The 15,410-nt window shown below is 60.0% G+C and carries 11 protein-coding genes and 1 pseudogene; 2 read left to right on the forward strand and 10 right to left on the reverse strand.

The window, feature by feature from the left end:
- Positions 1 to 42: 42 nt before the first annotated feature.
- Positions 43 to 2,211 (reverse strand): ATP-binding protein, encoded by a 2,169-nt coding sequence (locus DQN55_RS10835; protein WP_048380048.1) that lies wholly within the window; start codon positions 2,209 to 2,211, stop codon positions 43 to 45.
- Between the two features lie 240 nt (positions 2,212 to 2,451).
- Between DQN55_RS10835 and DQN55_RS10840 the strand changes: the two genes are divergently transcribed.
- A complete protein-coding gene (locus DQN55_RS10840) occupies positions 2,452 to 3,753 on the forward strand; it encodes an OprD family porin (protein ID WP_048380046.1) in 1,302 nt (433 codons plus the stop codon).
- 111 nt (positions 3,754 to 3,864) lie between these two features.
- On the opposite strand, the gene DQN55_RS10845 is transcribed toward DQN55_RS10840, so the two are convergent.
- The 8 genes and pseudogenes from DQN55_RS10845 to DQN55_RS10880 all read right to left on the reverse strand — a co-directional run bounded on the left by DQN55_RS10845 (position 3,865) and on the right by DQN55_RS10880 (position 13,279).
- Positions 3,865 to 4,803: a carbohydrate kinase family protein gene (locus DQN55_RS10845; protein ID WP_048380044.1), complete on the reverse strand. Its 939-nt coding sequence runs from the start codon at positions 4,801 to 4,803 to the stop codon at positions 3,865 to 3,867.
- Between the two features lie 5 nt (positions 4,804 to 4,808).
- Positions 4,809 to 6,290 carry a xylulokinase gene (gene xylB / locus DQN55_RS10850; protein WP_048380042.1) on the reverse strand — a complete coding sequence of 494 codons (1,482 nt, stop codon included), beginning with the start codon at positions 6,288 to 6,290 and terminating at the stop codon, positions 4,809 to 4,811.
- Positions 6,291 to 6,386: 96 nt separating this feature from the next.
- Positions 6,387 to 7,862: a mannitol dehydrogenase family protein gene (locus tag DQN55_RS10855; protein WP_048380039.1), complete on the reverse strand. Its 1,476-nt coding sequence runs from the start codon at positions 7,860 to 7,862 to the stop codon at positions 6,387 to 6,389.
- Between the two features lie 30 nt (positions 7,863 to 7,892).
- Positions 7,893 to 8,997: pseudogene (locus DQN55_RS10860) on the reverse strand (ABC transporter ATP-binding protein).
- 40 nt (positions 8,998 to 9,037) lie between these two features.
- The gene (locus DQN55_RS10865) at positions 9,038 to 9,868 is read right to left on the reverse strand and encodes a carbohydrate ABC transporter permease (RefSeq protein WP_048380035.1); all 831 of its coding nucleotides are present in this window, start codon (positions 9,866 to 9,868) and stop codon (positions 9,038 to 9,040) included.
- Between the two features lie 10 nt (positions 9,869 to 9,878).
- Entirely contained in the window at positions 9,879 to 10,805 is a 927-nt protein-coding gene (locus tag DQN55_RS10870; protein ID WP_048380033.1) for a carbohydrate ABC transporter permease, read from the reverse strand.
- Positions 10,806 to 10,892: 87 nt separating this feature from the next.
- Entirely contained in the window at positions 10,893 to 12,203 is a 1,311-nt protein-coding gene (locus DQN55_RS10875) for an ABC transporter substrate-binding protein (protein WP_048380032.1), read from the reverse strand.
- 140 nt (positions 12,204 to 12,343) lie between these two features.
- Positions 12,344 to 13,279, reverse strand: coding sequence for an AraC family transcriptional regulator (locus tag DQN55_RS10880; RefSeq protein WP_048380030.1), 936 nt, complete (start codon positions 13,277 to 13,279; stop codon positions 12,344 to 12,346).
- A gap of 102 nt (positions 13,280 to 13,381) precedes the next feature.
- Between DQN55_RS10880 and cobF the strand changes: the two genes are divergently transcribed.
- Positions 13,382 to 14,137 carry a precorrin-6A synthase (deacetylating) gene (cobF, locus tag DQN55_RS10885; RefSeq protein ID WP_048380028.1) on the forward strand — a complete coding sequence of 252 codons (756 nt, stop codon included), beginning with the start codon at positions 13,382 to 13,384 and terminating at the stop codon, positions 14,135 to 14,137.
- Between the two features lie 4 nt (positions 14,138 to 14,141).
- Here the strand turns inward: cobF and DQN55_RS10890 are convergent, their stop codons facing one another.
- Positions 14,142 to 15,311, reverse strand: coding sequence for a glycoside hydrolase family 5 protein (locus DQN55_RS10890; protein ID WP_088500020.1), 1,170 nt, complete (start codon positions 15,309 to 15,311; stop codon positions 14,142 to 14,144).
- Positions 15,312 to 15,410 lie beyond the last annotated feature (99 nt).

A 15,410-nucleotide genomic window follows, 5' to 3' on the forward strand; every position in this document is an offset into this window, starting at 1 on the left:
ACCTTTACCTTGGAACTGTGGGGCGCAGTGCGAGGGCGCGGATTATGCCTGAGTTTTGACTGTGATCATGTTGCGAATCATGGTGGCCAGTCTTTCGATGGAAAACGGCTTGCCGATCATGTCCATGCCGTCATCCAGAAACCCCTGTCGCTCAGCGGCATTTTCGGTGTAGCCGGTCATGAACAACACGCTCAGCCCCGGACGATGCTGACGAGCGATTTCGGCCAGTTGCCGACCGTTCATGCCCGGCAGGCCCACGTCCGTCACCAGCAAGTCGATACGCAGCGAAGACTCCAGCAACGGCAAGGCGGTTTTCGCATCGCCCGCCTGATGCGCGGTATAACCCAGCTCATCGAGCACATTGAGCACCAGGGCCCGAACCGTCGGGTCATCCTCGACCAGCAACACACATTCGCCGGCAATGGCGCACGGGGCATCCACGCTGGGGGAAGGTTTGCGCGCCACTTGCTCCAGGCTGTGATGCCGCGGCAGGTACAGTCGCACGCAGGTACCTCTGCCGCTTTCACTGCTGATGCTGACATGCCCGCCGGACTGCTGGGCAAACCCGTAAATCATTGACAGCCCCAGGCCGGTGCCCTGGCCGATGGGCTTGGTGGTGAAAAAGGGGTCAAAGGCTTTAGCCAGGATTTGCGGGGTCATGCCCGCGCCATTGTCCCGCACCTCCAGCATCACGTAGTCACCGGCCCTGACCGGTTCCAGGGTGCTGATATCACTGCCGTCGAGGTAGCTGTTTTCGGTTCGGACCACCAGTTTTCCGCCTTCGGGCATGGCATCCCGGGCGTTGATGATCAGGTTGAGCAGGGCGCTTTCCAGCTGGCTGGTATCGGTGTTGACGGTCCAGATGTCCTTGCCCAGTTCAACGCACAGTTCGATGTGCGCGCCCTTGGTGCGCCTGAACAGCTCCTCCAGGGAACTCACCAGGTGATTAGGGTCCAGCGGCTTGCGATCCAGTGACTGACGCCGGGAGAACGCCAGTAAACGGTGGGTCAGGGCGGCCGCCCGTTGCGCGGAAGAGACCGCCGCATCGGTAAAACGGCCCACCTCGGCGCTGCGCCCGGCGGCGATATAGCGTTTCATCAGGTCGAGGCTGCCGATGATGCCCGTCAACATGTTGTTGAAATCATGGGCAATGCCCCCGGTCAACTGGCCCACGGCCTCCATCTTCTGGGCATGGCGCAGAGCGTCTTCGGCGCGTTCGCGCTCGAGCATTTCGCACTGCAACTGCTGGTTGGCTTCGGCCAGTGCCTGGGTGCGCTCAGCGACACGCTCTTCCAGGGTTTCGTTGAGGTGTAACAAGGCCTGTTCGGTTTTTTTGCGTTCGGTAATGTCCAGCGCCGCCCCCATGAAACGCTGAGCCCGACCGTCCTGGGCCGAGAAGCAACGCCCGTGGGCGAAAATCCAGCGCAGCCGGTTATCGGCCCCCAGGAGGCGGTATTCGTGAGAGAACTCGGCATTGCGGCTGACACAGCCCTTGATGGCATGGATCAGCAGCGCACGGTCTTCGGGGTGGACGCTCTGCATGTAGGCGCTGATGGGCAGTTGCCCGGAGAGCTGTGGGGCGATGCCATGCATTTGGGCAAAGCGATTGTCGGTGACAAACAGGTCCTGGTCGATGTTCCAGTCCCAGGTGCCGAGGCCGTTGGTGGCGGTGAGCGCCAGTTGCAGGCGTTCCTCGGAATCATGCTGGGCCCTGCGGCTGGCAAGTGAACGCTGACGCAACTTGATTGCCGTGCGCCTGCGCCGTGAAGTCTTGACCGCCATCATCAACAGGCCGGCTACCCGGCCTTGTTCGTCGCACACCGGGGAGAAGGTCAGGTCGAGCCATAGCTCGGTCGCATGCTGCTGATCCGGGAGCAGGAAATACTGATCGATATAGGTATGGCTTTGGCCCTGGAACACGTCCTTGAGAATGGGCTCGATGAACTCGCGGTACTCGGGCCAGCACTCGTGCACGCTCTGACCGAACGCGGCCGGGTGCTTGTCACCTGCCAGGCGGGCAAAGCCGTCGTTATACAGCTGGGTCAGTTGTGCTCCCCACAGCAGCAACATGGGCATGGGTGAGTTCATGACCACTTGCGCGCAGGTGCGCAAACTCTGTGGCCAGTGCGCCATTTCGCCCAAGGGGTTGCGTTTCCAGTCCAGGCGCTGGGCCAGCGTGGCGAACGATTCGGTGGAAAATGCAGCGCTCATGGGGGTGTCCTGAGTGTGAATCAACGCGTGAGGCTATTTAAGGCCGGATGCAGTTGCAAGGTTATCAATGATGTTTCACCGACCGTCGCTTGCCTGCGACTAAGGTCGAATGAGGCACAAGCTTAGCCTTTCGTACAATTGCGGCCCTTTTTGATCTGAAGGTACGCCCTTGCGTGTTTAGCCTGGGACGAACCTTCAGTCGGTTTAGATTCGCCAATGATTCGCTGCTGGAGCTTGTTCATGGTTGTTCCTTTTTCGCGGCTGTCCCGGCGCCGGATCGCGCACTTCAGTGCGCTGGTAATGTGTGGCGGGTTTGCCGCACAGTCACAGGCTGGCGGCTTTATTGAAGACAGCAGTGCCAAGCTGGAAGCGCGTACGGTGTACTTCAATCGCGACTTCCGGGATGGCAGCAGTTCGAGTCCGCAAGGCGCCTCCAAGCGCGATGAGACGGCCCAGGGGTTTATCCTCAACCTGCAATCGGGTTACACCGAAGGCACCGTCGGGTTCGGGCTCGATGCGCTGGGCATGCTCGGCCTGAAACTGGACTCCAGTCCTGCCGACAGCAACAGCGGCCTGCTGCCTTCGACGGGCAGTGACCCGCGTCGTTCCAAGGATCAATACGCCAAGTTTGGCCTGACCGCAAAAATGCGCGTGTCCGACACGGTGCTCAAGTACGGCGCGTTGCTGCCCGACCTGCCGCTGCTCAAATACAACGACGGTCGTTTGTTGCCGAACATGTTCAATGGCGCCCTGTTGGTGTCCAGGGAAATCAAGGACCTGACGTTCACCGCCTCGCGCCTTGACCGCTACACCGCCCGGGACTCCACCGACTCCCAGGACCTGCGCCTGAACTGCAAGAACAAGCGTTATGCCTGCAATATCACCTCGGATCAGTTCAACCTGTATGGCCTGGACTACAAGGTGAATGAACACCTGACCGCGCAGTATCACTACGCCGAACTGGAAGACATCTACCGCCAGCAATTCGTCGGTCTGCTGGCCAGTCACCCGGTCGGCCCGGGCAAGCTCTCGGCCGATGTACGCGTGCTGAAAAGTGATGACGCCGGCTCGGCCAAGGCCAATGCCATTGATAACCGCGCGCTGGGCGCCATGCTTGCCTACTCCTTGGGCGGCCACAAGGTCAGCGCCGGCTGGCAGCGCATGAACGGCGACACGTCCATGCCTTACCTGGATGGCAGCAACCCTTATCTGGTGAACTACCTGCAGGTCAACGACTTTGCCAACGCCCAGGAGCGTTCATGGCAGCTGCGTTACGACTATGACTTCAAGGCCATGGGCATTGACGGCTTGTCCTTCATGACCCGCTACGTGAACGGTGATCACATCAAAGTGGCAGGCAGCGCCGAAGAAGGCAAAGAGTGGGAACGTGACAGCGAGGTCAAATACATCGTGCAAAGCGGCACGTTCAAGGATGTCAGCCTGCGTTTCCGTAACGCGACCTACCGCACCAACTACGAGAAATTCGCCCGAGATGTCGATGAAACCCGCCTGATCGTCAGCTACAACCTGTCGATTTGGTAAGGCTGCTCCGTTAACCCTGTAGCCGCTGCCGCAGGCTGCGATATCAGAAACAGGGTCGCTACGTAACCCCTCGCTGCCTGCAGCCGAGGCTACAGGGCAGCTATGGTGCCTTTAGAGCAATTGCTGGCGGTAGGGCAGATCCGGGCCGGTTTTGCTGCAGGTGAGCGCTGCGGCGCGGGTGGCGAAATCGAGCAGGGCGTCTATTCCGGATTTGCTCAGCTGTTGCAAACCGTCGATGGAGTCCAGGCCCTGTTCCGTCAGCCAGGCGATCAGCGCCGCCTGAAAGGTATCGCCCGCGCCCACGGTGTCGGCGACCTTCACTGGCTGTGCCGCCACCGACCACTGGCCGTGCGCCCGGCTGAACACCTGTACGCCCTGAGCACCTTGCGTCAAGAACACCAGTTGGCAACGCTGGCTTAACCAGGATCGGGCAATCTGCTGCGGGTCCTGCTCCGGGTACAGCAGCTCAAGGTCTTCATCGCTGACCTTGATCACATCGGCATAAGGGATCAACTGATTGATCCGCTGGCGCCACACCTCGATATCCGGCTCAGGGTTGAGGCGTACATTGGGGTCGAGGCTGATCAGTCGATGTCCGCTTTCCCGCTTGACCAATGCCAGCAACGTATCGGCAATCGGCTGGACCACCAACGAAAAAGACCCGACATGGATTCCGCGTACCTCGGGGCCAAGCTCCGGGATGTGATGGGGCTGCAGTTGCCGGTCGGCACAGCCTTCGCCCCGAAAGCTGTAGGCCGGTGAGCCGCTGGCGTCCAGCGCGACCATGGCCAGGGTCGTGGGCGCATCGACGTCCAGCTGGTAGCGGTCACTGACACCTTCATCGGCCAGTACCTGCTTCAGGCGCCTGCCCAGGTAGTCGGTGGACAGTCCGGCAAACAGCGCCGTCTCGACCCCCAGCCGACGCAAACCCACTGCCACATTGAACGGCGAGCCTCCGGCAAGCGCCTTGAAGTCCACTTGGTTGCCTTGGCCGTTGCAGTTGGCCGGGGCAAAAAAATCAAACAATGCTTCTCCACATACCAGATACATAGCACTCACTCGGTTAAGGCCGCGACCTGTTGACGGTAGCGGTGATAGGCCGCTTCATAGGCCGTGACATGGTTGGCATCGGGCCGGGTTTCACTGCTCGGATCGAGCCGCACACAGCGCTGACTGAGTTCCGTCAGGGGCTGGCCGCTGACACACCATGCGGCCTGGATCGCCGCGCCCAATGCGGCGGCTTCGCTTTGTTCGGTGCAGATGACCGGGGTGTTCATGATATCCGCCACCATCTGGCGCCATAACGGGCTTTTCGAACCGCCGCCCACCAGGCGGATGGTGTGGCTTTGCAAACCATTGCGACGCAGCAGGTCCAGACCGTAGCGCAAGCCGAACGTAGTGCCTTCAAGCGTCGCCCGGCACAGGTTGGCCTGAGTCAGATTGCCCAGTGTCAGGCCCTGAAAGCTGCCAGTGGCCGCAGGCAAGGGGGGCACCCGTTCACCATTGAGAAACGGCAGCAGGCTCACCCCTTCAGCCCCGATCGGGGCCTGGCTGGCCAACTGGTTGAAGACCTCCAGCGACAGCCCGAACAGTTCCCGCACGGCGCCCGTGACATTGGTCAGGTTTAGGGTACAGATCAAGGGCAACCAACCGCCACTGGACGAGCAGAAACTGGCCACCGCAGGGTCGGGGCTGACGTGTGGCTGCGGCTCGAAGGCATACAGCGTTCCCGAGGAGCCCAGGCTCATGGTGATGATCCCCGGCTCGATATTGCCGGTGCCGATGGCCCCCAGCATATTGTCACCCCCTCCGCTGGACACCACGGCCCCGGGATTCAGATCCAGCAGGCGGGCAACCTCCGGACGCAGCGTACCGACCGCAGCGTGGGCTTCGATCAGGCCCGGGAGCGCCCGTTCAAGGTGTCCGGCAGGGTCGATATGGCGCAGGATGTCGAGGTCCCACTGGCGGGTCCGGACATTGAAATAACCGGTGCCGGACGCATCGCCGTATTCGCTGCAGTAACGGCCGGTCAGCCAGTAATTGAGATAGTCATGGGGCAGCAGGATATGCGCGACTTGCTCGAATACCTGGGGATGCTGCTGTCGGGTCCAGAGCAGCTTGGACACGGTGTAGCCCGGAGCGATCACCAGCCCCAGGCGTTCCAGTGAACCGGCTTCACCGCCCAGCCAGTCCAGCAGTTGCCGGTTTTGCGGGGTGGACTCGGTATCGCACCACAGCTTGGCCGGACGCAGCACTTCACCGTGTTCATCCAGCAGCACCAGCCCGTGCTGCTGGGCGCAAACCCCTACGCCGCGGATCTGCTGGCCGCTGACCCCGGCCTGCGCCAGCGCTTGTGCCGTGGCCAGCTTCAGGGCTTGCAGCCATTGCTCGGGCTCTTGTTCGCGGCGACCGTGATCGCCCTGGATCAACGTGTGCGGGGCCGAGCCCAGTCCCAGAACGTGTCCGGACTGGCTGTCGAGCACCAGGGCCTTAGTGCCCTGAGTGCCGCAATCGATACCGAGGAACAGGTTACTCATCAGGAGTCAGCCTTATTCAAATCAACATCAAAATCCCCCTCAGCGAACCCGCTTCTGGCGCGAGAAGGGGCCGCTCGGGGGGGCGTGCAGAGCGGGTTACAGGCTCGCCAGTTTTTCCAGAGTGCCACTGACACCGGTTTCGCGCAGGCTGTTCAGGCACCACTCGAATGCGGCGACGAACTCGGCCGATTGCGGAATGAGAGTGCCGAAGATGGCTTCGACTGCCAACAGGCGCTGAACGATCAGGCTGTCGTCGGCCACCAGCGCCTGACAGAACGCGGCCCTGGGGTCGGGGATGGCGTAGGTCTGGCCATTTTCATCCACCCCTTTGAGGTACAGCGCCCAGGCTGCCACGACCAGGGCAGCGCGTTTCAATTCGCGGCCTTCAGTAATCAGGCGATTGAGGGTCGGCACCGTGAATTTGGGGAACTTCGATGAGCCGTCGGAGCATACCCGTTCCAACTGGTCGGCAATCGCCTGATTGGAGAAGCGCTGCACCAGAGTGTTTTTATATGCCGTGAGGTCAATGCCGGGGACCGCTGCCAGTTGCGGTGTGACATCGATGTCCATGTAGGCCCGCATGTACGCCACAAACAACGGGTCGTTCATGGTTTCGTGGACGAAGCGGTAGCCTTTGAGGAAACCCAGGTACGTCAGCGCCAGATGACTGCCATTGAGCAGTTTGATTTTCATCTCTTCATAGGGCGTAACGTCATCGGTCAGCTGTACGCCCACCAGCTCCCAGGCGGGGCGGCCATTGACGAAGTTGTCTTCCAGCACCCATTGAACAAATGGCTCGCACACCACCGGCCATGCATCGTCGATCCCGAATTGGTCGTGCAGCTGCAGGCGATGGGCGTTGCTGGTCATGGGGGTGATGCGGTCGACCATGGCGTTGGGGAAGCTGACATGGTCTGCAATCCAGTCATACAGGTGCGCATCGCTCAACGCGGCGTAGGCGAGCAAGGCTTTGCGCGCCACGCGACCGTTATGTGGCAGGTTATCGCAGGACATTACGGTGAAGGCGGGGGTGCCCGAAGCCCGGCGCTGGGCGAGGGCAGCACAGAGCACGCCAAATACCGTCCTTGGTGTCCTCGGGTGCGCCAGATCGTACTGGATGGTGGGCAGATGAGCCATGAATTCGCCGCTGCTGTCTTCGATGCAGTAGCCACCTTCGGTGATGGTCAGCGAGACAATACGAATCCCGGGGCTGGCGAGTGTGTCGATCACCCTCTGAATCCCTTCCTCCACCAACAGCATGTCCGTGAGCGAGCCAATGATGCGGCTTTGGCTGTCGTCTCCGTCGTCCAGTTCAAACAAGGTGTAGAGATAATCCTGCTCCGCCAGGTCATCGCGGACCTTGCGGTCTTCTGGCCGCAGGCCGATTCCGCAGATACTCCAGTCCAGATCGCGTCCCTGATTCAGCAGAGCGTCGGTGTAGTACGCCTGGTGAGCGCGATGGAACCCGCCTACACCGATGTGGGCAATCCCGTGGCGGGTATCGCGCGCAAGGTAGGCGGGTTTGGCCACTTTGTCCGTCAGGTTGTCGAGGTTATGGCGATTTAACTTCATGGTTTCGCTCTCAGGAAACGATCGTATGCGTCAGGCTGCAGCGCGCAGTGGACGGGTGATGGCCAGTCCTTGTGCATCAAATAAATGGCAGTGTTCAGGGTCCAGATGCAATTGCAGCTGTTCGCCATACTGGCTGGCCATGTCGCCACGGATCCGCAGGGTCAGGGGTTCACCGCTGGCGGTGATCACATGGCAAAAGGTGTCGCTGCCCAGGCGCTCACCAACATCGGCGGTGACGGCCAGGGTGCAGTCCCCTGGCCTGGCCAGGTTCAGGTGCTCGGGACGAATGCCCAGGGTCACGGCGCTGCCGAGGCTCAGCGAGGCGCCGCTCAGGGGCAGTTGAATGCGGGTCCCTGCGTCCAGTTCGACTTCGCAGCCCAGGGTATCGAGGCGGCTGACCTTGCCTTTGAGGAAACCCATTTTCGGCGTGCCGAGAAAAGCCCGCGACAAACAGGTTGGCCGGCTGGTGATACAGCTCCAGCGGGGAGCCGACCTGTTCGACTTTGCCGGCATTGAGCACCACCACCTTGTCGGCCAGGGTCATGGCTTCTACCTGGTCATGGGTCACGTAGATCATCGTCGCTTGCAGCTCTTTGTGCAGGCGCGCCAGTTCCAGGCGCATTTGTACCCGCAGCGCAGCATCGAGGTTGGACAGCGGTTCGTCGAACAGGAAAATTTTCGGGTTGCGTACAATGGCCCGGCCAATGGCTACACGCTGACGCTGTCCGCCGGACAAATGCTTGGGTTTGCGCTCCAGCAGCGGCGCCAGCTCAAGAATCCGCGCCGCTTCGTTGACCTTTTTCTCGATCTCGACTTTTGGGACGCCCGCCAGGTCGAGGGCAAACGACATGTTTTTGCGCACGCTCATGTGCGGGTACAAGGCGTAAGTCTGAAACACCATCGCCAGGTCGCGTTTGGCCGGGCTGACCTCGGTGATGTCGCGACCGTCCAGCTCAATGGTGCCGTCGCTGACTTCTTCGAGCCCGGCGATCAGCCGCAGCAGCGTGGACTTGCCGCAGCCCGACGGCCCGACAAATACCACGAACTCGCGGTCATTCACTTCAAGGTCGATCCCTTTGATGATCGAAAAGCCTTCAAAACCCTTTTGCAAATTCTTGATCTTCAGGTTGGCCATGGTGGGCCTCCAATCGTTGTGTTCATGAAGTGAGCGCGGGTTACTTGACCGCCCCGAAAGACAAACCACGTACCAGTTGTTTCTGGCTGATCCAGCCGAAAATCAGGATCGGCGCACAGGCGAGGGTGGAGACGGCAGACAACTTGGCCCAGAACAAACCTTCAGGGCTGGAGTACGAGGCGATCAGCGCAGTCAATGGCGCGGCGCTGGAAGACGTCAGGTTCAGCGACCAGAAGGCCTCGTTCCAGCACAGGATCAACGACAGCAGCAGGGTCGATGCCAGCCCGCCCTTGCTGATGGGCAGCAACACCCGGACCATCTCCTGCCACAGGCTGGCACCGTCCAGCCGCGCGGCTTCAAGGATGTCCCGGGGAATGTCCTTGAAGTAGGTGTAAATCATCCAGACCACGATCGGCAGGTTGATCAGGGTGTAGATGATGATCAATGCCGTACGGGTATCGAGCAGGCCAAAGCTCTTGGCCAGCAGATAAATCGGCATCAGCACGCCCACCGGTGGCAGCATCTTGGTGGAGAGCATCCACAGCAGCGTACCTTTGGTGCGTTTGGTTTCGTAGAACGCCATCGAGTACGCCGCCGGGATCGCAATCAGCATGCACAGTGCGGTGGCGGTGAATGAGATCACCACCGAGTTCCAGGCGAAATGGAAATAACCGCTGCGATCTTCAATGTGCAGGTAGTTTTCCAGGGTCGGGGTGAAGATGAACTGCGGTGGCGTGGCAAACGCGTCGATTTCGGTTTTGAAACTGGTCAGCACCATCCAGAAGATCGGGAAGAAAATCAGGATCGCGATGGCCCAGGCCAGGGTGCCGAGCAGCAGGCTTTGCAGGCGACGAGATTGATTGAGTGTCATGGCGCGGCCCTCACGGCTTGTCTGTCAGGTTTTTGCCCAGCATGCGCACCAGAATGATGGCGGCAATGTTGGCGATGACCACGGCAATCAAACCACCCGCGGAGGCCATGCCCACGTCGAATTGCACCAGTGCCTGGTTGTAGATCAGGTAGGCGAGGTTGGTGGAGGCGTAACCGGGGCCACCGTTGGTGGTGGTGAAGATCTCGGCGAACACCGACAGCAAAAAGATGGTTTCGATCATGACCACCACGGCTATCGGCCGTGCCAGATGCGGTAGGGTCAGGTGCCAGAAAATCGCAATGGGCCCGGCACCGTCGAGCCTGGCGGCTTCTTTCTGTTCCTGGTCCAGTGACTGCATGGCGGTCATCAGGATCAAAATGGCGAAGGGCAGCCATTGCCACGACACAATGATGATGATCGACAGCAGCGGGTAATGGGCCAGCCAGTCGACGGGTTGGGCGCCGAACAGTTTCCAGACGGCAGCCAGTACGCCGGACACCGGGTGAAAGATCAGGTTTTTCCAGATCAGTGCGCCCACGGTAGGCATGATGAAAAATGGCGAGATCAGCAGCACCCGCACAATGCCCCGGCCCATGAATTCACTGGCTTCCAGCAAGGCACTGATCAACACCCCGAGCACGACGCTGATCAGCAGCACGCTGCCCACCAGCAACAGGGTATTGGTAGCACCGGGCAGGAACCCGGAGTCGGTGATGAAGTAGGTGAAGTTTTCCAGCCCCACGAACTGGTTTTCACCGGGGTACAGCAGGTTGTAGCGAATCAGCGAGAAGTACAGGGTCATGCCCAGCGGTACGATCATCCATAGCAGCAGTAACGCCACTGAAGGCGATACCAGAAACCAGCCGGGGTTGGACAGCCGAGATTTGCGCACCGGCAGCGGGGCGTCATTCGCTGCAATAACAGTCGAAGTCGTCATGGTAAGTACCTGGAAATAGGCTCAGATCTGACAGCAGGAGCGGGCGTACCCAACAGCTGGGCCGCGTTGCTCCTGCAGGGGCTGATGTTATTTGGGGTAACCGGCCCGTTTCATTTCACGCTCGGTGGTTTGTTGGGCGGCACTGAGTGCCTGATCGACGCTGGTCTGGCCGATCAGGGCCGCGCTGAACAACTTGCCGACCTGTGTGCCCACGGCCTGGAACTCAGGGATGGTCACCAGCTGAATACCGACATAAGGCACGGGCTTGAGGCTTGGGTCTTTCGGGTTCGCCACCTTCAGCGATTCGAGGGTGATTTTGGCGAAGGGTGCGGCTTTGAGATAAGCGTCGCTGTAGGTTGACGCGCGGGTGCCTGGCGGCACGTTGGCGACTCCGTCTTTTTCAGCGACCAGTGCAGCATATTCGGTGGATGTGGCCCAGGTGCTGAAGGTTCTGGCTGCGTCCTTGGCTTTGGAACTGGTTGGAATGGCCAGCGCCCACGAATACAGCCAGGCACTGCCCTTGTCGGTGACCTGATGAGGCGCAAAGGTAAAGCCCACATGCTCAGCCACCTTGCTTTGACGGCTGTCGGTGACAAACGAGCCGGCGACACTGGCATCGACCCAGATCGCACATTTGCCACTGTTGAACAGCGCCAGGTTTTCGTTGAAGCCATTGCTGGTGGCGCCCGGCGGGCCGGAGTCCTTAAGGGTTTGCACGTAGAAGTCCAGGGCGTTCTTCCACTCGGGGCCGGTGAACTCGGGTTGCCACTGCTCGTTGAACCAGCGGGCGCCATAGGCATTGGCAATGGTGGTAATCAACGCCATATTTTCACCCCAGCCGGCTTTGCCACGCAGACAAATGCCGTACTGCTCTTTTTCGGGATGATGCAGTTGCTTGGCGAACCCGGCGATCTGTTCCCAGGTCGGGCGCTCGGGCATGCTCAGCCCGGCGTCCTTGAACAGGTCGGTGCGGTAATAGGTCATCGAGCTTTCGGCGTAAAACGGCAGCGCATACAGCGTGCCCTTGGCCGACAAACCTTCACGCACGGCGGGGAATACATCGTCAATCGCGTAGCTGGCGGGCAAATCGGTCATCGGTTCCAACCAGCCCTTTGCCCCCCAGAGTGCAGCTTCGTACATGCCAATGGTCAGCACATCGAATTGGCCGCCCTGGGTGGCGATATCAGTGGTCAAGCGTTGCCGTAGCACATTCTCTTCCAGTACCACCCAGTTGAGCTTGATGTCGGGATGTTCACTCTCGAAGATCTTCGCGAGTTTTTGCATGCGGATCATGTCGCTGTTGTTGACCGTAGCGATGGTCAAGGTTTGCGCGCCGTAACTGATGCTGCTGAGGGTCATGCACGCGGCAATACCCAGCGCTTTGACAGGCCTGTTCATTGAGCACTCCTCTTCGTCGGCCTCGCGGCGTCTGAAGGACGGTTATTGTTTTTATAGCTGCTTGCCTGGAGCAAGCTCGTGGGCCGATTACAGCCCTCAATCTCCGCCGTGACAAATCACTGGCAACACTCAAATCGATACTATTTTGCACTGCTCGTGCCGGGGCTTTTCAGCGCTATGTTTTGCTCGGTCAAACGCTGTACGGCCAGGCGCCGATAGTGCGACGGGGTCATGCCTTTAAGTTGTTGAAAACGCCGGTTGAAGTTGGAAATATTGTTGAACCCGGATTCAAAACACACGTCAGTGACATGCTTGCGGCCATCGACCAGCAATTCGCAGGATTTGCTGATGCGCAAACGATTGACGAACTCGACGAAACTGCGCCCGGTGGCTTGTTTGAACACCCTGGAAAAGTACGTAGGTTTCATGCCCATGTGTTCGGCCACTTCTTCCAGCGACAACTCCCGTGCGTAATGGCTGAAAATGTAATCCACGGCCCGGTTGGTACGGTCAATTGTCTGCTCGTCGGCCAGTTGCACCGCGGTCACCCCGGACAACAATTGATAGTCATCGCAGTCGGCCAGCAACTGCAGCAAGATCAGAAAATGCCCGAGCCGGGTAACGCCTGTCGACCCGGCAATGGCCTGCATCAGGTCCGTGGCCTGGCGAATCGTGCGTTTACAGCGAAACTCAATGCCGTAATGCGCCCGCTCCAGCATCGGGGCCAGGCTTTTGAGTTCGGTAAACACCGAGCTCGCACTGCCCAGCAACTCATCGGTGAAATTCACCAGCATGTCGCGGGTGGGCACCACTTCATCGTCAGCCACCTGGCTGATCCAGTTGTGGGGCAGGTTGGGGCCGGTGAGAAACAGCGTTTCGGGGTGGAAGTTACCGATATAGTCACCCACAAAGACTTTGCCGCTGCTGGCCACAATCAAGTGCAGTTCGTATTCCTTGTGAAAGTGCCAGCGCACCAGCGGGCAGGGGAAACCATGCTCACGATAGATGATCGACAGGCCATTGTGGTCGTCCATCAGTTCGTAAGACGGGTCTGTAGCTCTGGCGAGTCGCGTCATGATCCGGGCACTTGTGCTGTTCTTGTACGGCTGATCATGCCGCCTTCTCAATATTCCTACCAGCTACGACTAAACTTCCTGCTTGTTCGAGGATAAGACCCCATGAAAACACTGTTATTGATCGGCATGGGCGCGGGTGACCCGGAGCAGATCACCGTGCAGGCCATCAATGCGCTGAATCGTGCATCGGTATTGTTTGTGCTGGACAAAGGCCCGCTCACCGAAGATCTGGTCCGGCTGCGCCTGGAGATCTGCGAACGTTACATCCGTACGCCGGGTTATCGGCTGGTCCAGGTTGACGACCCGCAGCGCAACAGCGCATCAGCGTCGTATGCCGCAGGGGTTGAGGACTGGCACGTTCAACGGGCGGAGGTGTTCGCGCAGCTGATTGCAGAGCAACTGGCCGACGGCGAGTGCGGGGCCTTTCTGTTGTGGGGCGAGCCGACGTTGTATGACAGCACCTTGCGTATCCTCGATCGGGTGCGGGCCAAGGGCTGCGACGACTTCGACTATCAAGTGATCCCCGGCATCAGCAGCGTCCAGGCACTTGCCGCCCGGCATCGCATCCCCCTGAACCTGATCGGCCAACCGATTCGCATCACCACCGGCCGGCGCCTGGTGGCCGAAGACCTGGACAATGTAGTGGTCATGCTCGATGCCCACTGCGCGTTCGAGGCGTTTATCGATGAAAACGTCGATATCTATTGGGGCGCCTACCTGGGTATCCCTGACGAGCTGCTGATGGCGGGCAAGCTGGCCGATGTGTGCGAACCGATCAAGCAGCTGCGCAAGGCGGCCAGACTGCGCAAAGGCTGGGTGATGGACACTTACCTGTTACGCAGGCGGCCTTCGGCATAGCGCATTACTCGGCAGAGGATGCCGGACGTGCTGCCAACCGCGCACGGATGGGCTCGAACACACCGGTGGCCCGACGTGGCACAGGATCGGGTTGCCGGCGTTCGATGGCCTCCCAATAGGCCCAGGGCACCTTGGCTGTGCCCAGCTCGTAATCCATGCCATCCCAGGTGTCTTCGCGAAAGCTGTAGAAGGCCCAATGCAATCGGGTCTCGTCCAGCACACTGAGGACGTCTTCCAGGTACTGCCGGCAGTCCGGGAGCCTGCGCATGCAACCGAACTCGCCAACCACCAGCCGGTTGACGGGCAACCGGTGCTTTTCGGCCCATTGCACCGGCACCTGCAGATACGAGGCGACGCGTGCTTTGTTCCAAAGACGTTGCTTGCCTGCAAATTCGACTCTTCCGGGGTAGCGGTAAGGAATCGGACGGTTGATGTTGGGCGCACTGGTGGCGGCATAGGGTTCGTACATGTGCACGCTGTACAGCACGTGCGTATCGTCGAGCAGGCCGGGCCAGTATGCAAAGGCGTCAGCTGCGGCGTACCAGCCGGCATCGACCATGATCGGCGTGCGCGAATCCACCCGGCGAATCGCGCGGATGACCTGGTTATAGAAGGCCGGCAGGTTGCGTGCGGTCTGTTGGTGGCGGGCATACCAGGTGCGCATGGCCGCGGGCGACGCATGTTCCGGTAGCCGGGCCTGGCGTTCAGGTGCCGGCTCGTTCACCAGATTGTAGGCGGCCACGGCCGGGTGGTCCTTTAGGGCGCGGGCCAGATCCGTCCAAAATTGCGCCGATTGATCCCAATAGGTTTTGTCTTGCCACAGCCGGTCATCGAAACGGTCGCCGTTGTTTTGCCGCCAGCGCATGCCCGGCAGCGACAACGGCGTGACCACGACCTTGAGCCCCGCCGCCTGGGCCCGGTCCAGCGTGGCCTTGAGCGTTGCCAGATCCGCGGGCATCAGCCCGGTATAGCGGTCTGCCGTGCCCAGCAGGAAGTCGCGCTGCTGTGGTTGCCATTTGTCATAGGACAGTCGGACCCAGGTGGCGCCATAGCCTTTCAGGGCCTGGAAATAGTCCAGTGAAGGCGGCAGGCGATTGAAACTGTTGCCGCCGTGTTGCGGTGTGTTCCAGAAATCGATGGTTTCACCGGCCAGGGCGTTACTGTTCAGCAGCATCAGAGCGAGTGCTGACACCTGCAAGGTTCTAAGCATGACGTGACTCCTGAGAAGACGGTCCAGGGGTCGAACTTAGTCAGTTGCAGGTAAAGTGTCTGT

Source organism: Pseudomonas taetrolens (assembly GCF_900475285.1).
Lineage (GTDB): Bacteria > Pseudomonadota > Gammaproteobacteria > Pseudomonadales > Pseudomonadaceae > Aquipseudomonas > Aquipseudomonas taetrolens.